Here is a 21,134-nt window from a genome sequence, read left to right as displayed (position 1 = left end):
CCTCGTTACCGCTTGCAGGGCTCTGGCACGCCGCTTCAGCGGCCAGGACCGTTCGTCGGTGTCCGGCTAGCCGTGCCAGGCGCGGCGATAGGCGCCCGGTGCCACCCCGTAGGCCTGCTTGAACTGGCGAGTGAGATGACTCTGGTCGGCGAAGCCCAGTTGCAGGGCCACGTCCAGGGGCGCCCAGCCGGCCCGCAGCAGGCCCTGGGCGCGGGTCAGGCGCTGCTGCTTGAGCCAGGCGTGGGGCGGCAGGCCCGTCGCCCGGCGGAACACCCGCAGGAAATGAAAGGGCGACAGCCCCACGGCCTGGGCCAGCTCTTCGAGGCTGGGCGGTTGCTGCAACCGCTGGCCGAGCAATTCGCGGGCGCGCTGCACCGCCAGGGGTTCTCGACCCGGCTGCGGGATAGTGCCCAGGCAGGCGTGGCGGCCGAACAGCAACAGCAGCGCCTCACGCCAGGCGGTCTGCTGCTCCAGCGCCTCGGCGCCATGGTCGGCCAACCGATGCAGCTGGCTGAAGGCCGCACTCACCTGGGGATCGTGCAGCACGCTGGTGGCGAAGGCCGGGGTGGCGTCCATCGGGCATCCCAGTTCGGCGAAGACCGGCATCAGCTGCGCCAGCGTCGGATAGAAGCCGCGGTACTGCCAGCCTTCCTCGACCGCTGTCGCACCGGTGTGCAACTCGTCCGGGTTGATCAGCACCATGCTGCCGGCCGCGGCCAGGTGCTCGGCGCCGCGGTGGCTAAAGCGCTGGGCGCCGCGCTCGATCACGGTGAGCACATAGCCTTCGTGCACATGGGGGGCGAAGCGCTGGCGGCGATAGCGGGCGTGCAGCAGCTCGACGCCGCCCAGCCCGCGGGCCGACCAGAGGCGGGCGTTTTCCTGTTGTCCGTTCATGGCTCTCTCGTGGCACCGATCGGTTCCATCCTGGCGCTAGAGGAGCCAGCGTAGCAGGTAGAACACGCCCATGCTGAGGATCACCGTGGTCAGCACCCGCCGCGTCCAGAGCATCAGCCCCACCGCGGTCAGGGCCGCCAGCAGGTAAGGGTCGACCAGGGTCGCGGCCAGCGTCCTTTCGCCGGAGAACAGGATGGGGCCGCAGATGGCGGTGAGCATCCCGGGCACGGCGAATTCCAGGAAGGTGCGCAGATTGCGTCCCAGGCGCAGCGGCAGGCGCGGTTCGAGAAAGAGATAGCGATTGCAGAAGACCAGGACGGCCATGCCGAGCACGGTGGCAAGGATCATTGCAGGCGCTCCCGCAGGCGGCGCACCCCGAAGCCCGCGCTCATCCCCGCCAGGCCGCCCAGCACCAGGGCGCCCTGCCATTGCAGGTGATGCAGCCACACCGACACCAGCAGCGCGGTGAGCACGCAGGCCACGGTGGCCAGGTCGCGTACCAGGGGCACCACCAGGGCGATGAAGGTGGCGGCGATGGAAAAGTCCAGGCCCAGGGCGCCCAGATTGGGCAGCACCCGCCCCAGCAGCAGCCCGGCCAGGGTGAAGAGATTCCACAGCAGATAGAAACTCAGACCCATGCCCAGGGCGCGCCAGCGGTCGAAGCCGGCCGGTTGCTCGGCATGGTTCAGGGCGAAGAATTCGTCGGTGAGCAGAAAGCCGAAACCCAGCCGCCAGGGCAGCGGCTGGGGCGCCAGGACGCGTCTCATGTGCAGGCCATAGAGCAGGTGCTGGGAGGTCAGCAGCAAAGTGGTCAGCAGGATGGCGGCGAGGCCCGCGCCGGCCTTGAGCATGCCCAGGGCCACCAGTTGCGCCGCCCCGGCGAACACCAGCAGGGAAAAGGCCTGGCCTTCCAGCACGCTGAGGCCGGTTTCGATGGCCAGGGCGCCGACCAGGATGCCCCAGGGCGCGCAGGCCAGCGACAGCGGCATGATCTGCCAGGCACCCTGGAGGAAGGCGCGGCGGCGGGAAGCGGTCATCGGCAGGGCTCCGGAAGGCAGGGGATGCCCAGGGTGCCGCACCGCGTCGCCGCCGTCTTGAACGTTCTTGCGCTGTGGCGCCCTCAGCCTTCCAGCAGGGCGAACAGCTCCAGGTACTGCCGGGTCAGCTTATGGCCTGGGTCCAGGTGGATCAGCGGGCGATGCTGCTGGTGGGATTCGCGCATCTTCACCGACGACATCAGCGGCGCCGCCAGTACCGGCAGATCACGCGCCTGGAGCTCCTCGATCAGCTGGCGCGGGGTGCTGGCCTGGGCGTGGTACTGGTTGATGATGATGCCCTCGACCGCGAGCTTCTCGTTGTAGTCCTCGCGGATCTCCTCCAGCTCTTCGATCAGGTCGTACAGCGCCTGCTGGGCGAAGACATCGCAGTCGAAGGGGATCAGGCAGCGGTCGGCGGCGATCAGCGCCGAGATGCTGTAGAAGTTCAGCGCCGGCGGGGTATCCAGGTAGATGCGGTCATAGTCTTCGCCAAGCTTGTCGAGGTACTTGGCGAGCTTCTGGATCTTGTACTTGGCTTCGAGCTTGAACTGCAGCTCGCTCAGCTCGCCCGAGGCGGCGATCAGATCCAGATTCGGCCAGGCGGTGGCATGGATGTTGGCCTGGGCCTTCTTGCCGCCGCTTAGGGTCTGCTTGAAGAAGTCGGCGATGCCGTGGGGCAGGTCGTCGCCCACCTGGCCGGTGAGGTACTGGCTGGAGTTGGCCTGGGGATCGAGATCCACCAGCAGGGTGCGATAGCCTTCGTGGGCGCTGATGGCCGCCAGGTTGCAGGCGATGCTGGACTTGCCGACACCGCCCTTCTTGTTGAAGACCACGCGGCGCAGGGCATGACCAGAGGGAGAGCTGTGTGCGTTCATTGAGTCGTCCCGACAGAGAGAAGAGGCCAGAGGTGCAAAGGTGTGGCGGTGGCGTTTCGCTTATACCGAAAGGCCAGGCGCAGACGATGACGAATTTATGGCCGTTGCATGACATTCATATGACGAGCCTAGCGCAGCGGTGGAACCTTGGCGTCTGCCCGGCCTTCGAACTCGGCAAGCTCCCGTCGAGAATCCGCCATGAATACCCGCCGACTCCCTGCCTTGCTGCTGCTCGCCTGCGCCCCTCTGACCCAGGCCGCCAATGATACCCAGTCGCCGGTACCGGTGCCGGGTACCCCCGCCCAGACCGATACCCGAGTGCTCGAAGCCGGCGCCGACGTGCTGCAGCGCAAGCCGCCCATCGCCGCCCTCAACACCTATCTGGACGGCTTCCATTTCTACAACGGCCACCCCGCTAGCCAGATGGAAGCTCACCACTATTGCAGCGTCCTGGGCGAAGAGATGTTCCAGTGCGTGATCTACGACGGCAATGTCACCGATGCCAAGCTGATGGGCGTCGAGTACATCATCAGCGAGCGGCTGTTCAAGACCCTGCCCGCGGCCGAGCAGGCGCTCTGGCACAGCCATGTGCACGAGGTGAAGTCGGGTCAGCTGGTCGCGCCCGGCGTGCCCCAGGTGGCCGAGCACCGGCTGATGGACAAGCTGGTGCATACCTACGGCAAGACCTGGCACACCTGGCATACCGATCAGGACCTGCAGCTGCCGCTGGGCGTGCCCCAGCTGATGATGGGCTTCACCGCCGATGGCCAGCTCGATCCCAAGCTGCTCGCCGAGCGTGACCGCCGCCTGGGCGTCTCCTCCACCGAGACCAAGGCCGCCCGCGCCGATCTGCCCACGCCCACGGTCGTCCCCGGCGCCGATGCCTGGCAGCAGGGCAGGGTCATCCAGCTGCAGGACCCCACCGGCCAGCTGCACAAGCACGCCGGCGAGCACACCGAGAAGGGCGTCAACGCCAGTTCGAACAAGCCCTGAAGGTAGGTTAGGCTCCGGTCGGGAACCTGACCGGAGTCCGCCATGCCGTTGCCCATGCTGCAGACGCCCCGCCTGCTGCTACGCCCCTTGCAACTAGAGGATGCAGAAGCGATCCAGCGGATCTTTCCGCAATGGGAGATCGTGCGGTACATGACCGCGCATATTCCCTGGCCTTACCCGGAAGATGGCGCTCGGCGTTTCTTGCAGGACATCGCTTTGCCGGCCATGGCGCGGGGTATTGAATGGCACTGGTCACTGCGCCTACGTAGCGATCCAGAAGTCCTGATCGGCGTCATCAGCCTGCATGACGAGCCAGATAACAACCGCGGTTTCTGGCTTTCTCCAGCTTTTTGGCAACAGGGGCTCATGAGCGAGGCCTGCGCTGCGGTGAATACCTTTTGGTTCGAGGACCTGCGGCGCCCGTGTATGCGTGTGCCCAAGGCAGCCTTAAACGACGGGTCGCGGCGTTTATCGCACCGCGAGGGGATGCGCCTCATAGCAAAAGAGGAATCCGACTATGTTTGCGGCAAATTGCCCTCGGAGTTGTGGGAGCTGAGTAGGGAGACCTGGTTGCTGACGCAAAAGAACCGGGATTAGGCGCCTGGCCCTCCACGCGCCGCCGTCCCACAGGCGTGGCAGAAATGCGCGAAGGCGCTCTTGCGGGTCTGGCAGGCGCCGCAGTGGTCGTGCAGGCCGATGCCGCAATGGGGGCAGAAGTCGATCCCCGGGTCCTTGAGGTCCACCGGCCGCTCGCAACCGGGACAGACGCCCTTGGCCAGCCGCGCCAGGGCGGTGTCGTAGTGCAGCTCTTCGCGCCTGACGGTGTCCGGCTGGGCTTCCTTGAGCGCCAGGCGGGCGCGATAGTCCTGCAGGGCACGGATGGCGTAGCGTCCGCCCAGGACGGTCAGCAGGATGCCCACCAGATAGCGCACATAGCCGCCATAGCTGGGTAGATAGGGCACCAGCTCGACGAAGAAGGCGAACAGCGCGAAGAAGATGAAGCCCCAGACGAAGGGCCACCAGGTGCTCTTGCGCTGGCGGACGAACAGCCAGGCCGCCACCGCCAGCAGGGGCAGGGTCAGCGCCAGGCGATAGAGGAAGACCCGCAGCTCGGCCTGCTGGCGCGCCTCCAGCCAGGCCGACTGCGCCGACTCACCGAGGGTGGCCAGGCTGCGCTGCGCATTGTCGGCGCGCTGCTCGGCATCCAGCAGCGCCTGCTGCTGGCGTTCCACCTCCTGCTCCGCCACCCGCTCGCCGGCCTTGAGTTCGTCCAGGACGCGGCTGCGGGCGATCAGTTCGGCATCCTGCTCGGGGCGCTGGGTGGTCTGACGGGTCGCCAGCCAGTTGTCGAAGGTCTCGCGATTGGCCTGGTAGCTGCTCGCGGCCGCGGTCTGCCGCAATTGCGCCTGTTCCAGGGCGTCGCTGGCCTGACGGCTGGCCAGCTGGGCCTGGCGCTGATCTTCCCGGGCCGCGGCGGTGGCGGCGGGGTCCATGAAGTCTTCCAGACGCTGCTGCTGCTCCACCTGGGGCAGATCGCCGACCAGGGTGCCGCCCAGGCCGATGAGAAAGCCGGCGAATACCAGCGCCAGCAGCCAGAGGCCGCGGTTGAACCATTTTTCCGAGAGTCGCAGCGATTTGCCCATGGGTCCGTCCTGGTCGAAAGAAGGCTCAGCTTAGCCGCTCCCGCGGCGCTCCGTTCAGGCCAGCTTGATCGCCACCACCCCGGCGAAGATGGCCAGGCCGGCGCAGATGCGGCCCAGCGGCAGGCTTTCGTGCAGCCAGAAGACCCCGATCAGCAGGGCGAACAGCACGCTGGTCTCTCGCAGCGCCGAGACCAGGCCGATGGGCGCCTGGGTGGTGGCGACGATCACCAGGCTGTAGGCCAGCATCGACATGACCCCGCCCGCCAGCCCGGCGCGCCAGTGCGGACCGAGCCCGGCGAAGGCCGCGGCGCCGCGGCTCAGCCGCAGGACCAGCGCCGCCACCACGCCGTTGACCGCGAACAGCCAGAGGGCATAGGCCACGGCATTGCCACTGGCGCGGGCGCCGAGGGCATCGGCCAGGGTGTAGGCGGCGATGAAGCTGCCGGTGGTGAAGGCGCAGACCAGCAGCGCCAGGCTGGGTGGCGTGCCGCGCCGAGCGCCGAGCAGCGCCATCAGGGCGAGCCCGGTCACCAGCAGGCCGAGGCCGAGCAGGGCGGGTGGCGAAAGCCTTTCGCCGAGGGCGAGAAAGGCCACCAGGCTGACCAGCAACGGCGCGCTGCCGCGGGAGAGGGGATAGACCTGGCCGAGATCGCCATAGCGATAGGCGCGGGCGAGAAAGGCGTTGTAGCCGATGTGCAGCAGGGCGGAGAGGGCGATCCAGGGCCAGGCCGCCGCGGGCGGCAGGACGACGAAGGGCAGCGCCAGCAGCGCGGCAAGGCCGGCGCCGATCTGGATCAGACTGGCGGTGAGAAAGCGGTCGAGGCCGATCTTGAGCAGGGCGTTCCAGCCGGCGTGCAAAAGGGCGGCGAGCAATACCAGGGCGAACAGGGGCGTGGTCACGAGGCCTCCGGCCAGGCGGGTCCATCAGTCTAGCCCAGGGCGCCTTCCAAGAGGCCGCCCATGGCGCCGGAACCCTGGACGTTCCACACTGGCAGCCGTGTTTCGCTGCCGCGCCAGGATGGCTGCCATGAATCCCTCTACTTCTCTTCCGCCCGTGACACCACGGCATGGCGCGGTCGGCCTGGCGCTGGTCGCCGGTCTGTCGCTGCTGGCCGGCATGACCGATGCCATCGGCTTTCTCGCCACCGGCGACTTCGTCTCCTTCATGAGCGGCAATACCACCCGTCTTGCTGCCGATGTGGCGGCAGGCCGCTGGACTGCCGCGGGGCACCTGGCGCTGGCCATCGGCACCTTCGTGTTGGGCAATGCCGGCGGTGTGCTGCTGCAGCGGCTGACCCGCCAGCGCGCCTGCCTGCTGCTCGGCCTGCTGGCCCTGCTGCTGGCGCTGGCGGCCAGCCTGCCCCTGGGCCACCTGGCGCTGCTGACCGGGGTGTTCGCCATGGGCATGGTCAATGCGGTGGTGGAGCAGGTCTACGGCCTGCCCATCGGCCTCACCTATGTCACCGGCGCCCTGTCGCGTTTCGGACGCGGCCTGGGTCACTGGCTGCTGGGCGAACGCCGCCGCGGCTGGCGCATCCAGCTGGTGCCCTGGCTGGGCATGCTGCTCGGCGGGGTGCTGGGCGCTGCCCTGGAGGCGGGACTGGGCCTGGCGGCCTGGTACGCCAGCGCGGCCCTGGCCGCCATCCTGGCGGTGATCTTTCGCCTGATCCCGCGAGCCTGGCAACTGGGTTATCTGGCCTCATGAACGCAGCGACCCAGACCCTGGGCGTCCGCCCCCGCGATCCCGAACTCGGCCAGGCCAAGGTCCGTTTGGCCTTCATCCTGCCGGCCTCGGCCTACATCACCGGCGCCTGGGCCTGGGGGCTGTTCGATACCGCCATCCTGCTGGCCAACCTGCTGTGCTACGCCCTGTTCGCCGTGCTGGCCGTCGGCCTGTTCTTCGAGATCCGCCGGCGGCCGGGAGTGAAGCCCTGGCGGCGCCTGCTGGCCATGAGCCTGGACTTCAGCGCCATCACCTTTTCCTCCATCACCAGCGGCGAGGCCCTGCTGCCACTGTTCGGCGTGCTGCTCTGGGTCACGGTGGGCAACGGCCTGCGCTATGGGCGCGGCTACCTGCTGCTGGCCACCGGGCTATCGCTGACCGCCCTGACCGCCATCATCGCCGGGATGCCCTTCCTGCAGCGCTATCCCACGGTGGCCCTGATGATGCTGGTGACCGCGCTGCTGGTGCCCGGCTACGTGCATTTCCTGCTGACCCGCATTCAGGATTCGCTGCACGAGACCCAGGCGGCCAACCTGGCCAAGGCGCGCTTCCTGGCCCAGGCCAGCCACGATCTGCGCCAGCCGATCCACTCCATCGGCCTGTTCACCGCCTGCCTGCGCGATGGCCAGCTGAGCGCCGATCAGGAGCGGCTGGTCGACAACATCGACCGCTCGCTGCTCGGCGTCGAGCAGCTGTTCCGTTCGCTGCTGGACATCTACACCCTCGATCAGAAGCAGGTCAGTCCGCGACGCACGGTGGTCGATCTGGATACCCTGTTCGGCGACCTGGTGCGGCAGAACGCGGAGGCGGCGCGCTGGGCCGGGGTGGAGATCCGCTGGCGCGCCTGTGGCCTGCAGGTCTACAGCGACCCGGCGCTGCTGCTCACCTCGCTGCAGAATCTGCTGTCCAACGCCCTCAAGTACGCGCCCGGCAAGCCCCTGCTGCTGGCGGTGCGCCTCCACCAGGGCCAGCTCGCCCTGGTGGTCTACGACCAGGGGCCGGGCATCGCCGCCGAGCACCTGCCGCACCTGTGCGAGGAATTCTATCGGGTGCGCGAGACGCGCGATCGCGACATCGAGGGCGTCGGCTTGGGGTTGTCCATCGTGCAACGCATCGCCACCCTGCTCGAGTTGCGACTGACCATCCGTTCGCACCCCGGCCGCGGTACCGCGGTCGCGCTCCAGGGCCTGCCGCTGGCCACCCTGCCGCTGGAGGCGCGCCCACGGCCGGTGAGCGGCCCCCAGCACCTGCTCGCCGGCTGGCGGATCCTGCTCATCGAAGACGACGCCAACGTGCTGCTGGCCACCGCGACCCTGTTGCGCAGCTGGGGCTGCGAGGTCACCACTGCCACCAGCATTCCCTCCGGCGCCGTGAGTTGCGACTTGGTGATCACCGATTTCGATCTGGATCGCAGCGCCTCGGGTGCCGATTGCATCGCCTATCTCAATCGGCTGCAGGGTCGGCGCATCCCGGCCATCGTGGTGACCGGCCATGACATTCCCCAGGTCCAGCAGGCGCTGGGCGACGCCGAGATCCCGGTGCTGGCCAAGCCGGTGCGACCGGCGGAATTGCGCGCCCTGCTGCTGGCCTTTCGCGTCGCGGCTAGCTGAGTGAGCGCTGGGAGCCAAGGCCGGCCTTGGCGCCGAAGGCGGCCGCCGCTGCGCGGCTGCTGACGCCCAGGGTACGCAGCAGAGCGGAGACATGGATGCGCACGGTAAAGGGCGAGATGGCCAGGATCCGGGCGATCTCCTTGTTGCTCAGGCCCTGGGTGATCAGGCCGAGCACCTCCAGTTGCCGCGGCGTCAGCGCCTGCACCCGGTTATCAGGCGTCAGGTTGACCGGGGCCAGGCTCGGCATGGCATAGCGCACCACAGGTTGTCCGGCGAGGCAGTCGGCGATCGCCTCGGCCATGGCCGCCGGCGGTAGCGCCTTGCCGATGAAGCCGTCCACACCGGCTGCCAGGATATGTTCGATCACCGTGGCGTCTTCCAGCATCGAGACCACGATCAGGGTGCTGCGCTTGAATTCCTGGCGCAGGGCGCGCAGCGAAAAGCTCAGGTCCTGGCCAGGATAGAGCAGGTCCAGCAGCAGCCCGCTGGGCGGCTCACCCTGGCGCGCCAGTTCCAGGACCTGTTGCAGGCTGTCGGCCTGATCCACCTGCGCCTGTGGCTGCAGCTGGCGCAGAATGCGCACCAGGCCTTCACGAAACAGCGGATGGTCGTCGGCGACGATGAAACGTTGCATCTCTGGCTATCCTGGGGCCCGGAACACCGGTCGCAACGCCGGGGTGGCCCAAAGCCTTTAGTCTAGCGCAGCGGTCAGAAGTGGACCACTTGGTAAAACGCTTGGGCCGCCGCGGCGCTCAGCCGTTTTGCGCCAGGCCGCGCGGCGCGGCCAGCGGCTCCGGCGCAGCCTCCGCAGCGCCCGCGCCCAGCTGCCGCCGCATCAGCCACTCGAAGGCGCCGGTCAGCAGCAGCGCCGCACAGGCCAGTCCGAATGCCAGGCCCCACCAGACGCCATGGGGGCCGATACCCAGCTGGACGCCCAGCAGCCAGGCACCGCTGGCGCCGATCAGGCAGTAGCAGAGCAATCCGCCGTAGAAGCCCAGGCGTGCCTGGCGGATACCCCGCAGCGCACCCTGGGCGATGCTCTGGGTACCGTCGAAGATGACGAACACCGCCGCGATCAGCACCAGCTGGCGTGCCAGCTCCGCCACCGGGCTCTGCGTATCCGCCAGGAACAGCCTCACCAGCCAGCCGGGAAAGCTCCAGAACAGCAGGGCGATGCCCAGCATCACCAGGGCGCCGCCGCCGATGGCCAGTCGCCCCACCAGCAGGGCCTCGCGCGGCCGCCCGGCGCCCTGGTGCTGGCCGATGCGGATGCTGGTGGCATAGGAGAGTCCGGCGGGCAACATGAACACCAGGTACACCAGCTGGTTGGCGATCTGATGGGCCGCCAGCGCCGTGGCGCCCAGGGCGCCCATGCACAGCGCCGCCGACAGGAACAGGCAGGCTTCCACCGCATAGGTGCCACTGATAGCCAGGCCCTGGCCGAGGGTGTCGGCGAGGGCACGGCGATCCGGACGGCGCAGATAGCGACCCAGAGGATAGGCGGCATAGGCCGGATGGCGGGCGATATACAACGCCAAGCCCAGGGCCGCGCCATTCATCACCACCGCAGTCACCGCGCCGATGCCCGGCAGCCCGGGTTGCGGCAGGCCGCCCCAGCCGTGCAGCAGCGCCAGATTGAACAGGGCATTGAGCAGCGCCGCGCCGAGCACGATGGTCAGCACCGGTCCGGGGCGGTCCAGAGCACTGGTGAAGCCGCGCAGGGTCATGAACAGCAGATGGCCGGGCAGGGCGAAGGCCAGGCAGCGCAGGAAGACGCCGGCCGCCTGACGACTCTCTTCGGGCTGGCCGGCCAGGGCCAGCAGGGGTTCGATATGCCACAGCAGGGTACCGGCCAGCAGCGCCAGCACCCCGGCGATCCAGATCCCGGCCGCAGTGACCGCCGCCACCCCTTCGGTATCCCCCGCACCCCGGCGCAGTGCCGCCAGATTGGCCACCGCGGTGATCACGCCCACGCAGATCACCGAGACGAAGGAGTAGACCGCCGCTCCCAGGCCGCCACCGGCCAGGGCTGCCGGGCCCAGGCGGCCCATCATCAGGGTGTCGGTGAAGACCATGGCCACATAGGCCAGCTGCGCACCGATCAGGGGCAGGGCGAGACGCAACAGCGCGAGCAGTTCGAGACGCGGCAGAGACATGGGTGGATCTCGCTGAGCAGGTGGCCGACGTTTGACAAGAACTCATTGTTGGATGCGGGCGCGCCGCCCACAATTGGAAAATAACCATGCCATCCATGAGTCTGAGTCATGCCCGAGCACCCCTCGCGTCTGCCGCCGCTGTATGCCCTGCGCGCCTTCGAGGCCGCCGCTCGCCACGGCTCCTTCACCCGCGCGGCCCAGGAGTTGTCGCTGACCCAGAGTGCGGTCAGTCGCCATGTGCGGACGCTGGAAGAGACCTTTGGCTGCCGCCTGTTCGAGCGCGCCGGGCGTCAGCTGGCGCTGACCGAGCCCGGCAAGCTGCTCTTGCCGGGGCTGAGCGAGGGCTTCGAGGCGCTGGCGCGGGCCTGTGGCAATCTTGCCGTGGCCGAGGGCACCCTGAGACTCAAGGCGCCCACCACCCTGTCGCTGCGCTGGCTGCTGGCGCGGCTGGCGCGCTTTCGCCAGCTCAGTCCGCAACTGGACATCCAGCTCACCAGCGTCTGGATGGCCAGCGACCGGGTCGACTTCGTCCATGAGCCCTTCGATTGCGCGGTACTGCTCGGCGACGGCCGCTTCCCGGTGGACTGGGAGGTGGTGCCGCTGTTCGAGGAGTGGCTGGTGCCGGTCTGCTCGCCGGCTGCCGCCCGGGAGGGCGCCTGGGACCTGGCGCGGCTGCAGGGGGAAGAACTGCTGCATCCCACCTTCGACCGCCGCGACTGGCGCCGCTGGCTGCAGGCCATGGGCCTGACCCAGGCGGTGCCCCTGAGTGGTGGCCAGGTGTTCGACACCCTGGAGCTGGGCATGGCCGCTGCCGCGCGTGGCTACGGGGTTTCCATCGGCGATCTGGTGATGCTCGCCGAAGACGTGGCGGCCGGACTCATTGCCTTGCCCTGGCCCGAGGCGGTGGCCAGCGGTGATGCCTATTACCTGGTCTGGCCGCGCAATCGCCGGGGGCAGGCGCGCCTTCGCCAGCTGGCTGATTTCCTGCAACGGGAAGTGGCATCCCAAAGCCTTCCAGAGGTCGTTCGCCATAAATAAGGCGCCAGACTGCTGTCATTCGCTTTAGTTCATCGTACCTCTGCCGATAAAATAAAAGTTAACCGCCAAGAAGACCGCCCTAGAGCGGTCGGTCCCTGATACCGCCCTTGCCCTCAAATTCGTACTGCCCTACAGGGATGTAGGCGCTTTGGAGCCCCCTATGGTCATTTCCCCGCGTCGTAGTATCGCCCGACAACTTGCCTTGGCCCTCAGTCTGGTACTGATTGTCGTGATCGCCGGCAGCTGTCTGTTCGCCCTGCATGCCTTGAGCGTGTCCATCGAAGGCACCCAGCGCAAGCACCTGGGTAGCGAGGCCCGGCTGCTCTCCGATCAGCAGCAGACCTTTCTCAGCACCCTGAAGATCAGCACCCAACGGCTGGCCAACCTGTTCGAGCGCCGCTTCGATGGCGGCCTGAGCCTGGCCGGCGAGCGACTGCCCCTGGGCAGCGCCACGGCCCCCGCCCTGCTGTTCGCCGGTCAGGCGCTGAACAGCGACTTCAGCCAGGTCGACGACTTCACCCGGCTGACCGGTGGCGTCGCCACCATCTTCGTCCGCGATGGCGACGACTTTACCCGTATCACCACCTCGCTGAAGAAGCAGGACGGCAGCCGCGCCATCGGTACCCAGCTCGATCGCAAGCACCCGGCCTATGCCGGATTGCTGCAGGGTCAGAACTACGTCGGGCGCGCCCAGCTGTTCGGACGCTCCTACATGACCCAGTACACCCCGGTCCGCGACGGCGGCGGCAAGGTCATCGCCGTGCTCTTCGTCGGCTTCGACTACACCGACGCCCAGGCCCAGCAGCTGGCCCAGCTGACCCAGCTGCGCATCGGCGAGACCGGCTCCCTGGCCCTGCTCGACGAGCAGGGCAACTGGCTGGTGCCGCCGGCCAATGCGAAAAAGAATGACGAACTGCTCGCCGCGCTCAAGAGCGACCCCAAGCAGCGCGAACACACCTGGCAGGACGGCAATGAAGACTTCCTCAGCGTCAGCGCGCCGGTCGCCGGCGAAGGCTGGACCGTGGTCGCCACCCTGCCCAAGGCCGAGCTGGACGCCCCGGTGCACGCCGTCGGCCTGCGCCTGGCCATCGGCAGCCTGATCGCCCTGGTGCTGGCGGTGGTCGCCTCGGTCGTCCTGCTGCGCCACAAGCTGAAGCCGCTGGGCCAACTGGTGGAGCGGGCCCAGGCCCTGGGTCGCGGTCAGCTCAGCGTGCGCGTCGAGGCGCGCAGCCAGGACGAGATCGGCGAACTCGCCCAGAGCTTCAACCAGATGGCCGATGCCTTGGCCTCCACCGTTGAGCAGGTCCGTGGCTCTTCGCGCGCGGTCACCGAGCGTTCCCAGCAACTGAGCCAGCTTTCCGACCAGACCCTGAGACGCTCTGCCGAGCAGTCCAGCCAGATCGACAGCATGGCCAGCGCCGTGGAGGAATTCAGCGCCACCGCCCAGAACATCGCCGACGGCATGCAGCGCACCGAACGCCTGGTGCAGGAAAACGCCCAGCAGACCCGCACCGGGACTCAGGCCATGCAGGGCGCCTCGGGTGCCCTGGAGCAGATCGCCGATTCCCTGGCCAGCACCGCCGAACTCATCAAGGGCCTGGACGACCGCTCCCAGCAGATTGGCGGCATCATCGGCGTCATCAGCGGGATCGCCGAGCAGACCAACCTGCTGGCGCTCAACGCCGCCATCGAAGCGGCCCGGGCCGGCGAGCAGGGCCGCGGCTTCGCCGTGGTCGCCGATGAAGTCCGGCAATTGGCCGGTCGCACCAGCGAGGCCACCCGCGAGATCTCGCAGATGATCGGCGCGGTGCAGGGCGAGACCCAGCGTGCCATGGGCGCCATCGACGAAGGCAATCGCCTGATGGAACAGGGCCTGGCGCGCAACGCCGACGTGGCCCAGGCGCTGCGCAGCATCGACCAGCAGGTCGCCGAGGCGGTGGAGCAATTCTCCGGCATCGCCCAGGCCACCGCCGAGCAGAGCACCACCGCCACCGCCCTGAGTCGCAACATCCAGGCGATCGCCGTGGACAACGCCGCCCAGCGCGATGCCGCCGAGGTGCTGGCCGGTACCGCTGGCGAGCTGCGTCATCTGGCGGAAGACCTGAGTGCCGAGGTCGGTCGGTTCAACTGACCGGCGCGTTCCGGCAGCAGCGAAAGGGAGGCTCAGGCCTCCCTTTTTCATTCCTGCGTACCTTGGCCCTTGCCTGGCTGCAATACTCTGACTACTGTATGCAAATACAGTACAAGAGGAGGGTGTCATGGGCGTATCCAACGAGGCAGTGCAGGCCGTCGAACGCATGCTGACCACGCTGCGGGCGGAGCGGGACGATTATCGCGAGCTGGCCCACCAGTGGCGGGCCATGTGCTTCGAGCTGGCCCAGGAAAACCAGGCGCTGCGAGATCGCCTGCAGGAGCCGCCGCGACACTACGGCCCGCCTGCCGGCGCCTAGTGACTCGCCCGATACTGCAGCGCTTCCGCCAGCTGTGGCCGCTGGATTTCGGCCTGGCCGGCGAGATCGGCCAGGGTGCGGGCCACCTTGACCACCCGGTGCAGGGCGCGCAGGGACAGATTCAGGCGTTCGCCCGCGCCCTCCAGCCAACGCTGATCGGCCTCGCTCAGGGCGCAGACCTGGTGCAGTTGATCGAGACCGAGCAGGGCGTTGGGTCGCCCCTGGCGCGCCAGCTGAATGGTCCGGGCGTCGGCCACCTGGCGCGCGGCCTCCGCCGTGGTGAGCTCACTGGCCGCTGAGGCGCCCAGCCGCAGGTGCTCGCGGGCTACCGTCAGGTGCAGGTCGATACGGTCCAGCAGCGGACCGGACAGCTTGCCGCGATAGCGCTGAATCTGCTCCGGGCTGCAGCGGCAGCGGCCGCTGGGGTCACCCAGGTAGCCGCAGGGACAGGGATTCATCGCCGCCACCAGCTGGAAGCGGGCCGGAAAGCGTACCCGTTCCCGCGCCCGGGCGATGACGATTTCGCCGCTCTCCAGGGGCTCGCGCAGCACCTCCAGCACCTTGCGATCGAATTCCGGCAATTCGTCGAGAAACAGCACGCCGCGGTGGGCCAGGGTGATCTCGCCTGGACCGGGTCGGCTGCCGCCGCCCACCAGCGCCGGACCGGACGCCGAATGATGCGGCTGGCGAAAGGGTCGCTGCGGCCAGTGTTCCAGCGGCTCGGGGCCGGCCACCGAATGGATGGCGGCCACCTGCAGCGCCTCTTCTTCATCCAGGGGCGGCAGCAGCCCTGGCAGGCGACTGGCGAGCAGGGTCTTGCCGGTTCCCGGTGGACCGGCCAGCAGGAGATTGTGGGCACCCGCCGCGGCCACCACCAGGGCGCGCTTGGCCGCCTGCTGGCCCTGCACCTCGGCGAGATCGGGATAGGGCAATGGGGTCCGCAGCAGGCCGCTGGGCTGATAGGGGGCCAGCACGGCCTGGCCACTCAGGTGACCGGCGAACTCCAGCAGGTGATCGACCGCCAGCACCCTGAGGCCACTGGCCAGGCAGGCTTCCTCGGCGTTGGCGCGGGGCACCACCAGGATGCGGCCGGCGGCTCGGGCCGCCAGCGCTGCAGGCAGCACGCCGCGCACCGCCCGCACCGCGCCCGACAGGGCCAGCTCACCCAGGCATTCATAGCCGTCGAGGCCCGGCGTCGGTAGCTGTCCGCTGGCGGCGAGGATGCCGATGGCCAGGGCGAGGTCGAAGCGGCCGCCGTCCTTGGGCAGGTCGGCGGGCGCGAGATTGAGGGTGATGCGGCGACTGGGGAATTCGAAGCCGGCATTGAGGATGGCGCTGCGCACCCGATCCTTGGCTTCGCGGACGGCGGTTTCCGGCAGGCCGACCAGGGTGAGGGCGGGCAGGCCATTGGCCAGGTGCGCCTCGACCAATACCGGCGGCGCTTCCACGCCCACCTGGGCGCGGGTATGAACGAGGGCAAGCGACATGATCTCTCCTTGATCGTGATTCGCCAAACTCAGGGCTGCACCATCCTGGCGCGCCCTTGGGGATCAATCGGCGGGCGCGACGTCCGTGGCCGGGGTGACCGGCGGCTTGACCTCGGCGGTCAGCGGCTTTTCCAGCTCGGTCAGGCGTGCCTCGAGGGCCTCCAGGCGCGCACGGGTGCGGGCCAGAACGGCCATCTGGGCATCGAATTCATCACGGCTGACCACATCGAGCTTGCTCAGAGCACCTTGCAGCAGGGCCTTGAACTGGCTCTCGATCTCGGCCTTGGGTAGCGGCGAGTCCTGACCGAACAGCCGGCTGGCCTGCTGAGTCAGGGAATCGAACAGCGAACGGGTCGTGGACATGGTTTATCCCCTGCAATGGATCAAGGCGCGAGTGTAGCACAGCGGGATGTGCCACCCTGGGAAGTGCCTCTGCACCGCTTTGGTGCCAGACCCGTCCCAGAGCTGTTCGCTGTTGGTGCAAAGTCCTGCCCGCCGGGCCGAGCGTTGCCCCTTCAGGAGGCGCGCCAGGCGGGCTGGCGCCCGAAATCCGTACGCCTTCACAAACCTGGCAAGCTTTCTGCTACTGCCGATGCAGAGACGGGCGTCAGAGGGCGCCTGGGGTAGAGGCGCGCTCTGGCCGCTTCTGCCGTAACCACGGCGATTACCACGCCAACGGTTAAACAGACGGTCACTGCGCTAGACTTGGGCCGGGGTTTGTTTTCCTGGGGCCAGTCAACTCAATCGGGAGAAGTTCATGAAACTAGTCACCGCCATCATCAAGCCGTTCAAGCTCGACGACGTGCGTGAGTCGCTGTCCGAGATCGGTGTGCAAGGCATCACCGTTACCGAGGTCAAGGGCTTTGGCCGTCAGAAGGGCCACACCGAGCTCTATCGCGGCGCCGAATACGTCGTCGACTTCCTGCCCAAGGTCAAGATCGACGTCGCCATCGCCGACGATCAGCTCGACCGCGTCATCGAGGCCATCACCAAGGCCGCCAACACCGGCAAGATCGGTGACGGCAAGATCTTCGTGGTGAATCTCGAGCAGGCCATCCGCATCCGCACCGGCGAAACCGACACAGACGCCATCTGACGCGCTAACCGACCGCCCAACCCCACACGAGCCCCAGGAGAAACAACGATGACTCTGCGCACCTACGCAGGGCTAGGAGCCCTCATGTCTTTCGTAGCGCTGCCGGGCCTGGCCATGGCCCAGGAAGCGGCTGCGGCACCAGCCATCAACAGCGGGGATACGGCCTGGATGCTGGTCTCGACAGCCCTGGTGCTGTTCATGACCATCCCGGGTCTCGCGCTGTTCTATGGCGGCATGGTGCGTGCCAAGAACGTCCTCTCGGTGATGATGCAGTGCTTCGCCATCACCGGTCTCATCAGCATCCTGTGGATGGTCTACGGCTACAGCCTGGCCTTCGACACCACCGGCATGGAGAAAGGCGTCACCAACTTCAATTCCTTCATCGGCGGTCTGGGCAAGGCCTTCCTGTCCAATCTGCAGCATGATGCCGTGACCTCGGCCACCGCCCTGTTCCCGGAAAGCGTCTTCGTCACCTTCCAGATGACCTTCGCCATCATCACCCCGGCGCTGATCGTCGGTGCCTTCGCCGAGCGCATGAAGTTCTCCGCCATGCTGGTCTTCACCGGCCTGTGGTTCACCTTCGTCTACGCGCCTATCGCCCACATGGTCTGGAGCGGTGACGGCGGCCTGATGTGGGACTGGGGCGTACTGGACTTCGCTGGCGGCACCGTGGTGCACATCAACGCCGGTGTGGCCGGTCTGGTCGCGGCCCTGGTCCTGGGCAAGCGCAAGGGCTATCCCACCACTCCCATGGCTCCGCACAACCTGGGCTATACCCTGGTCGGTGCCGCCATGCTGTGGGTCGGCTGGTTCGGCTTCAATGCCGGTTCCGCCGCCGCTGCCAACGGCACCGCCGGCATGGCCATGCTGACCACCCAGATCGCCACCGCCGCTGCCGCCCTGGGCTGGATGTTCGCCGAGTGGATCACCCACGGTAAGCCGAGCGCCCTGGGCATCGCCTCCGGCGTGGTCGCCGGTCTGGTCGCCATCACCCCGGCCGCCGGTACCGCCGGTCCCATGGGCGCCCTGATCATCGGCCTGGCCGCTGGCGTGATCTGCTTCTTCACCGCCACCAGCCTCAAGCGCAAGCTTGGCTACGACGACTCCCTGGACGCCTTCGGCGTGCACGGCATCGGCGGCATCGTCGGCGCCCTGCTGACCGGTGTCTTCGCCGCCCCGTCCCTGGGTGGCTTCGGCACCGTCACCGATATCGGCGCCCAGCTGTTCATCCAGTTCAAGGGCGTGGCCTTCACCATCGTCTACACCGGTATCGTCACCTTCGTGATCCTCAAGGTGCTGGACGTGGTCATGGGTCTGAGAGTCAACGAGGAAGAGGAAACCGTGGGTCTGGACCTCACCCTGCACAACGAGCGTGGCTACAACCTGTAAGCCGCCGCTCTGGAAAAAGGCGCCGCGAGGCGCCTTTTTCATGTCCGCCATACGGCTGGAACAACCGCCATCCTGCTGTGTCTAGACTGCACGCCAGCGGTGTGCAATCACCGCTTTGCTTTTCCGATCGTCGCGCTAGAATGCGCGCCCAGTCAGTCGGCGGGGGTTGTTCATGTGGCTGCAGCGGAGCTTTTCCCTGCGCGCGCGCGCGCGTGGTTTCCATCTCGTCACCGCTGAGGTGCTGGAGCAACTGCCCGAGCTTGGCGAGTGCCGGATCGGCCTGCTGCACCTCTGGCTGCAGCACACCTCGGCCTCGCTGACCATCAATGAGAATGCCGATGGAGCGGTGCGGCGCGACTTCGAGCGGTTCTTCAATCAGCTGGTGCCCCAGGGGCAGGCCGGTTATGAACACGACTACGAAGGGCCGGACGACCTGCCCGCGCATTTCAAGAGCAGTCTGCTCGGCTGCAGCCTGAGTCTACCGGTCCAGGCAGGGCGCCTGGCCTTGGGAACCTGGCAGGGCATCTATCTGGGCGAGCATCGCGACCAGGGTGGCGCACGGCGCCTGATCGCGACACTGCAAGGCGAATAGCCAGGAATTTTTTTTAGGAGGCCGCGTCAAAACGCGCGGTCCGATTTTGCCAAAGTCTGTGGAGGCGGTTTATGAGCGACGAAGATATGGAGCAGGACGACCTGGAGACAGGCGCGGAAGAAGAGGGCGATAACGAAGACTTCGCTGCCGCAACCGACGACGCCGAGCAAGAGGAGAGCGGGGAAAGCGAAGCGCCCGCGTCCGGGAGCAAGGCCAAGAAGAAGCGTGAAGTCGAGCCCGAGGAACTGCCTTCGGTGGAAGCCAAGCAGCGCGAGCGGGATGCGTTGGAAAAGGCCATGCAGGACTTCCTGGCCCGTGGTGGCAGGGTTCAGGAGATCGACGCCAATGTAGTCGCCGATCCGCCCAAGAAGCCTGACAGCAAATATGGCAGTCGTCCTATCTAGGACCTTGCCATACCGCCTTCGAAACCCCGCCTCGGCGGGGTTTCGTCTATCTGACGATTACAGCAGGACCATCACCATGATGAAGCCGGTGAAGGCCGCAGCCATGGTCGCAAGGCAAGCCATGCAGATTACATCATCTCTCTCATACATGTTGGCAGCGCCCTAAAGCCTAATGGGTGATGGCATTCTGCTCCTATGGCAAACATCTCCCTGTGTGGCTCATCGCAAAAGGCCATCATCTCGCCGCCGTGATGCCAAGCAGTTCACCAATGGCGGGGCGGACCGTAATAGGGTCGGGGTTCATAGGCCGGCTGGTAGGGGTAGTAGCCCCGCGGTACCGGTCGCCAGTGGGGGGCGCCATAACCCGGTTGTGGGTAGGGCTGGTAATAGCTGTAGGGATAGCGATCCCTGCGGTAATAGGGGTGATGCCGGTGATGCCGTCGAAATTCGCCTGCCGGCAGGAATTCGCCGCCCTCGGCGACCACCGCGGGGTGGTTTGCCCAGGGTTGCCCCTGGTCAGGACCTTCGTAGGCGGCAGCCAGGCTGCTGGCGGTCAGGGTGGCGGTCAACAGCAGAATCAGCGACGCTCGCGATGCCATGGTGCTCTCCTCGCGGCGCTCGATAGGCCGCGTCACCATGAAACACCTTTGGCGGTCAGCGGACGTCAGGCCAGGTAAAGGTCCGGTAAGGCCGCCCCGCCCGGCTCAGGCCCAGTCCAGGCCCTGCATGCCCACGGCGACGATGAGTGCCATGGCCAAGAGACCGATGCCGCACATCAGGATGGTCAGCTCCAGCTGATCCAGACGCCGCTTCATCCCTGCCACCAGTGCCATAAGGTAAAACCGATGAGCGCCATGACCAGGCCGAGAAACAACCGGTTCAGCCAGAGGCTGACGCCGTTCAGGAGTCTGAGCCAGAAGGGTGCGGTGGGCTCGACGGCAAGCGGACCGGGCTGAGCGACGGCTTCCTGAGCGAGAACGCCGGGCAGGGTGGGAGCGACAAGGGGAATCGAGGGGATGGGCATGCAGTGAGCGCCTCCGTGCGCCTTATGCGAGGTCTGGCTGCGCCCGATGGCCAGCCAAGGTCGAGCGGCGTCCTGAACAGGCTGCCACTTCTGCGCTCGATCATCGCCGAAATCCTCTACCGCCGGGGGACGACCTCGTGAAAAGGTCGGGCGGATCGCACTCTTTACCGCAAATGGCAGAGCACCTGAGGCCACGATGGCGACTCCTGGGGGACGCAGATCCCTGCGAGACTTGAGCGCCTGATCGGACCGGCGCAGTCTGGACGACCTTAGCGCGCCCTGGCGCGAGGCCCAGCGAGAAAACTTCATGCTCAATCTGTTTCGCGACCTGCCCGATGCCTCCGCGGCGGAGGTGTTCACCTCCCTGCTGGAGCGACCTGGCTGCCGCATCGAGCGGATCGTCTCCCAGGGCCAGACGACGCCGGCGGAGGCGCCCTGGCGGCAGGCCCATGAGGAATGGGTGCTGCTGCTGAAGGGCGCTGCACGGATCGCCCTGGAGGGGCGGGAGGTGGTGCTCGAACCGGGCAGTACGTTGTTTATCCCGGCTGATACCGAGCACTGGGTGACCTACACCGATCCCGCGATCGCTACGGTGTGGCTGGCGATCCATCTCGGTGCGGTGGACGGGGCTCCAGCACCCACCTGAAGCGACACTCGGACTCTTCCGGCCAGGCACCAACGGCTCGGGTCGCTGCAAAGGCGTCCTGAGCGGCAGGTGAAGGG

Annotated in this window: 24 protein-coding genes; 12 read left to right on the top strand and 12 right to left on the bottom strand. The window is 67.3% G+C overall.

The genetic code is table 11. From position 1 onward, the window contains the following. Nucleotides 1–66 precede the first annotated feature (66 nt). The 4 genes from QE444_RS01030 to QE444_RS01015 form a co-directional block, all read right to left on the bottom strand. Nucleotides 67–894: an AraC family transcriptional regulator gene (locus QE444_RS01030; RefSeq protein WP_273862406.1), complete on the bottom strand. Its 828-nt coding sequence runs from the start codon at nt 892–894 to the stop codon at nt 67–69. A 36-nt stretch (nt 895–930) separates the two neighbouring features. Next, nucleotides 931–1,242 carry an AzlD domain-containing protein gene (locus QE444_RS01025; protein WP_133862009.1) on the bottom strand — a complete coding sequence of 104 codons (312 nt, stop codon included), beginning with the start codon at nt 1,240–1,242 and terminating at the stop codon, nt 931–933. Beyond that, a complete protein-coding gene (locus QE444_RS01020) occupies nt 1,239–1,931 on the bottom strand; it encodes an AzlC family ABC transporter permease (RefSeq protein WP_273862405.1) in 693 nt (230 codons plus the stop codon). Before QE444_RS01020 ends, QE444_RS01025 begins: the two co-directional genes overlap by 4 nt. 83 nt (nt 1,932–2,014) lie before the next feature. Then, nucleotides 2,015–2,773, bottom strand: a complete 759-nt coding sequence (locus tag QE444_RS01015) for a ParA family protein (RefSeq protein WP_285386026.1) — start codon at nt 2,771–2,773, stop codon at nt 2,015–2,017. Nucleotides 2,774–3,004: 231 nt separating this feature from the next. Between QE444_RS01015 and QE444_RS01010 the strand changes: the two genes are divergently transcribed. Together QE444_RS01010 and QE444_RS01005 are read left to right on the top strand one after the other, a co-directional pair. Then, nucleotides 3,005–3,799 (top strand): OBAP family protein, encoded by a 795-nt coding sequence (locus tag QE444_RS01010; RefSeq protein WP_285385657.1) that lies wholly within the window; start codon nt 3,005–3,007, stop codon nt 3,797–3,799. 42 nt (nt 3,800–3,841) lie between these two features. Further along, a complete protein-coding gene (locus QE444_RS01005) occupies nt 3,842–4,396 on the top strand; it encodes a GNAT family N-acetyltransferase (RefSeq protein WP_273862403.1) in 555 nt (184 codons plus the stop codon). Here QE444_RS01005 and QE444_RS01000 read toward each other — a convergent pair. After that, complete coding sequence (locus QE444_RS01000; RefSeq protein WP_273862402.1) at nt 4,393–5,442, bottom strand: serine endopeptidase; 1,050 nt, start codon at nt 5,440–5,442, stop codon at nt 4,393–4,395. The genes QE444_RS01005 and QE444_RS01000 overlap by 4 nt on opposite strands. A 54-nt stretch (nt 5,443–5,496) precedes the next feature. Beyond that, nucleotides 5,497–6,342 (bottom strand): EamA family transporter, encoded by an 846-nt coding sequence (locus QE444_RS00995; RefSeq protein ID WP_285385655.1) that lies wholly within the window; start codon nt 6,340–6,342, stop codon nt 5,497–5,499. A 127-nt stretch (nt 6,343–6,469) separates the two neighbouring features. Here QE444_RS00995 and QE444_RS00990 point away from each other — a divergent pair, with 127 nt between their 5' ends. Both QE444_RS00990 and QE444_RS00985 read left to right on the top strand, forming a co-directional pair. Next, entirely contained in the window at nt 6,470–7,147 is a 678-nt protein-coding gene (locus QE444_RS00990; RefSeq protein ID WP_285385653.1) for a YoaK family protein, read from the top strand. Next, nucleotides 7,144–8,775: a hybrid sensor histidine kinase/response regulator gene (locus QE444_RS00985; protein WP_285385650.1), complete on the top strand. Its 1,632-nt coding sequence runs from the start codon at nt 7,144–7,146 to the stop codon at nt 8,773–8,775. Before QE444_RS00990 ends, QE444_RS00985 begins: the two co-directional genes overlap by 4 nt. Here the strand turns inward: QE444_RS00985 and QE444_RS00980 are convergent. Beyond that, entirely contained in the window at nt 8,768–9,409 is a 642-nt protein-coding gene (locus QE444_RS00980; protein WP_133862003.1) for a response regulator transcription factor, read from the bottom strand. The two genes, QE444_RS00985 and QE444_RS00980, sit on opposite strands and share 8 nt — an antisense overlap. A gap of 118 nt (nt 9,410–9,527) precedes the next feature. After that, on the bottom strand, nt 9,528–10,931 hold the full coding sequence (locus QE444_RS00975; RefSeq protein WP_285385648.1) for a NorM family multidrug efflux MATE transporter: 1,404 nt from the start codon (nt 10,929–10,931) through the stop codon (nt 9,528–9,530). Nucleotides 10,932–11,039: 108 nt separating this feature from the next. Here QE444_RS00975 and QE444_RS00970 point away from each other — a divergent pair, with 108 nt between their 5' ends. The 3 genes from QE444_RS00970 (at nt 11,040) to QE444_RS00960 (ending at nt 14,419) form a co-directional block, all read left to right on the top strand. Beyond that, nucleotides 11,040–11,969 carry a LysR substrate-binding domain-containing protein gene (locus QE444_RS00970; RefSeq protein ID WP_280308286.1) on the top strand — a complete coding sequence of 310 codons (930 nt, stop codon included), beginning with the start codon at nt 11,040–11,042 and terminating at the stop codon, nt 11,967–11,969. A 160-nt stretch (nt 11,970–12,129) separates the two neighbouring features. Continuing rightward, nucleotides 12,130–14,100, top strand: coding sequence for a methyl-accepting chemotaxis protein (locus QE444_RS00965; protein WP_285385646.1), 1,971 nt, complete (start codon nt 12,130–12,132; stop codon nt 14,098–14,100). A 127-nt stretch (nt 14,101–14,227) separates the two neighbouring features. Further along, nucleotides 14,228–14,419 (top strand): hypothetical protein, encoded by a 192-nt coding sequence (locus QE444_RS00960; protein ID WP_027597468.1) that lies wholly within the window; start codon nt 14,228–14,230, stop codon nt 14,417–14,419. Here the strand turns inward: QE444_RS00960 and QE444_RS00955 are convergent. Both QE444_RS00955 and QE444_RS00950 read right to left on the bottom strand, forming a co-directional pair. Beyond that, on the bottom strand, nt 14,416–15,906 hold the full coding sequence (locus tag QE444_RS00955; RefSeq protein ID WP_285385644.1) for a YifB family Mg chelatase-like AAA ATPase: 1,491 nt from the start codon (nt 15,904–15,906) through the stop codon (nt 14,416–14,418). The two genes, QE444_RS00960 and QE444_RS00955, sit on opposite strands and share 4 nt — an antisense overlap. A gap of 63 nt (nt 15,907–15,969) precedes the next feature. Further along, nucleotides 15,970–16,269: an accessory factor UbiK family protein gene (locus QE444_RS00950; RefSeq protein ID WP_285385643.1), complete on the bottom strand. Its 300-nt coding sequence runs from the start codon at nt 16,267–16,269 to the stop codon at nt 15,970–15,972. A gap of 394 nt (nt 16,270–16,663) precedes the next feature. On the opposite strand from QE444_RS00950, the gene glnK reads away from it, so the two are divergent. The 4 genes from glnK to sutA all read left to right on the top strand — a co-directional run bounded on the left by glnK (nt 16,664) and on the right by sutA (nt 19,387). Then, the gene (gene glnK, locus QE444_RS00945) at nt 16,664–17,002 is read left to right on the top strand and encodes a P-II family nitrogen regulator (RefSeq protein WP_003096476.1); all 339 of its coding nucleotides are present in this window, start codon (nt 16,664–16,666) and stop codon (nt 17,000–17,002) included. Nucleotides 17,003–17,050: 48 nt separating this feature from the next. Beyond that, the gene (locus QE444_RS00940) at nt 17,051–18,391 is read left to right on the top strand and encodes an ammonium transporter (RefSeq protein ID WP_285385640.1); all 1,341 of its coding nucleotides are present in this window, start codon (nt 17,051–17,053) and stop codon (nt 18,389–18,391) included. A 172-nt stretch (nt 18,392–18,563) separates the two neighbouring features. Beyond that, nucleotides 18,564–18,983, top strand: a complete 420-nt coding sequence (locus QE444_RS00935; protein ID WP_007159806.1) for a secondary thiamine-phosphate synthase enzyme YjbQ — start codon at nt 18,564–18,566, stop codon at nt 18,981–18,983. Between the two features lie 71 nt (nt 18,984–19,054). Beyond that, nucleotides 19,055–19,387 (top strand): transcriptional regulator SutA, encoded by a 333-nt coding sequence (sutA, locus tag QE444_RS00930; RefSeq protein WP_133861997.1) that lies wholly within the window; start codon nt 19,055–19,057, stop codon nt 19,385–19,387. Between the two features lie 263 nt (nt 19,388–19,650). Here sutA and QE444_RS00925 read toward each other — a convergent pair whose 3' ends face one another. Then, nucleotides 19,651–19,986 carry a hypothetical protein gene (locus tag QE444_RS00925; protein WP_273862394.1) on the bottom strand — a complete coding sequence of 112 codons (336 nt, stop codon included), beginning with the start codon at nt 19,984–19,986 and terminating at the stop codon, nt 19,651–19,653. A gap of 212 nt (nt 19,987–20,198) precedes the next feature. Beyond that, on the bottom strand, nt 20,199–20,411 hold the full coding sequence (locus QE444_RS00920; RefSeq protein WP_133861995.1) for a hypothetical protein: 213 nt from the start codon (nt 20,409–20,411) through the stop codon (nt 20,199–20,201). Between the two features lie 307 nt (nt 20,412–20,718). Here QE444_RS00920 and QE444_RS00915 point away from each other — a divergent pair, with 307 nt between their 5' ends. Further along, a complete protein-coding gene (locus QE444_RS00915) occupies nt 20,719–21,057 on the top strand; it encodes a cupin domain-containing protein (RefSeq protein WP_187980536.1) in 339 nt (112 codons plus the stop codon). Nucleotides 21,058–21,134: the final 77 nt, after the last annotated feature.

Source organism: Pseudomonas sp. SORGH_AS_0199 (genome assembly GCF_031453735.1).
Classification (GTDB): Bacteria; Pseudomonadota; Gammaproteobacteria; order Pseudomonadales; family Pseudomonadaceae; genus Chryseomonas; species Chryseomonas aestiva.
The sequence above is the reverse complement of the archived record's forward strand: the minus strand, read 5'-3'. Positions and strand labels throughout refer to the sequence as shown.

Bases quoted from the DNA above. Each gene is read 5' to 3' on its own strand.
- QE444_RS01030 (WP_273862406.1), bottom strand. From the start codon at position 894: ATGAACGGACAACAGGAAAACGCCCGCCTCTGGTCGGCCCGCGGGCTG.
- QE444_RS01025 (WP_133862009.1), bottom strand. From the start codon at position 1,242: ATGATCCTTGCCACCGTGCTCGGCATGGCCGTCCTGGTCTTCTGCAAT.
- QE444_RS01020 (WP_273862405.1), bottom strand. From the start codon at position 1,931: ATGACCGCTTCCCGCCGCCGCGCCTTCCTCCAGGGTGCCTGGCAGATC.
- QE444_RS01010 (WP_285385657.1), top strand. From the start codon at position 3,005: ATGAATACCCGCCGACTCCCTGCCTTGCTGCTGCTCGCCTGCGCCCCT.
- QE444_RS01005 (WP_273862403.1), top strand. From the start codon at position 3,842: ATGCCGTTGCCCATGCTGCAGACGCCCCGCCTGCTGCTACGCCCCTTG.
- QE444_RS01000 (WP_273862402.1), bottom strand. From the start codon at position 5,442: ATGGGCAAATCGCTGCGACTCTCGGAAAAATGGTTCAACCGCGGCCTC.
- QE444_RS00990 (WP_285385653.1), top strand. From the start codon at position 6,470: ATGAATCCCTCTACTTCTCTTCCGCCCGTGACACCACGGCATGGCGCG.
- QE444_RS00985 (WP_285385650.1), top strand. From the start codon at position 7,144: ATGAACGCAGCGACCCAGACCCTGGGCGTCCGCCCCCGCGATCCCGAA.
- QE444_RS00980 (WP_133862003.1), bottom strand. From the start codon at position 9,409: ATGCAACGTTTCATCGTCGCCGACGACCATCCGCTGTTTCGTGAAGGC.
- QE444_RS00975 (WP_285385648.1), bottom strand. From the start codon at position 10,931: ATGTCTCTGCCGCGTCTCGAACTGCTCGCGCTGTTGCGTCTCGCCCTG.
- QE444_RS00970 (WP_280308286.1), top strand. From the start codon at position 11,040: ATGCCCGAGCACCCCTCGCGTCTGCCGCCGCTGTATGCCCTGCGCGCC.
- QE444_RS00965 (WP_285385646.1), top strand. From the start codon at position 12,130: ATGGTCATTTCCCCGCGTCGTAGTATCGCCCGACAACTTGCCTTGGCC.
- QE444_RS00960 (WP_027597468.1), top strand. From the start codon at position 14,228: ATGGGCGTATCCAACGAGGCAGTGCAGGCCGTCGAACGCATGCTGACC.
- QE444_RS00955 (WP_285385644.1), bottom strand. From the start codon at position 15,906: ATGTCGCTTGCCCTCGTTCATACCCGCGCCCAGGTGGGCGTGGAAGCG.
- QE444_RS00950 (WP_285385643.1), bottom strand. From the start codon at position 16,269: ATGTCCACGACCCGTTCGCTGTTCGATTCCCTGACTCAGCAGGCCAGC.
- glnK (WP_003096476.1), top strand. From the start codon at position 16,664: ATGAAACTAGTCACCGCCATCATCAAGCCGTTCAAGCTCGACGACGTG.
- QE444_RS00940 (WP_285385640.1), top strand. From the start codon at position 17,051: ATGACTCTGCGCACCTACGCAGGGCTAGGAGCCCTCATGTCTTTCGTA.
- QE444_RS00935 (WP_007159806.1), top strand. From the start codon at position 18,564: ATGTGGCTGCAGCGGAGCTTTTCCCTGCGCGCGCGCGCGCGTGGTTTC.
- sutA (WP_133861997.1), top strand. From the start codon at position 19,055: ATGAGCGACGAAGATATGGAGCAGGACGACCTGGAGACAGGCGCGGAA.
- QE444_RS00925 (WP_273862394.1), bottom strand. From the start codon at position 19,986: ATGGCATCGCGAGCGTCGCTGATTCTGCTGTTGACCGCCACCCTGACC.
- QE444_RS00920 (WP_133861995.1), bottom strand. From the start codon at position 20,411: ATGCCCATCCCCTCGATTCCCCTTGTCGCTCCCACCCTGCCCGGCGTT.
- QE444_RS00915 (WP_187980536.1), top strand. From the start codon at position 20,719: ATGCTCAATCTGTTTCGCGACCTGCCCGATGCCTCCGCGGCGGAGGTG.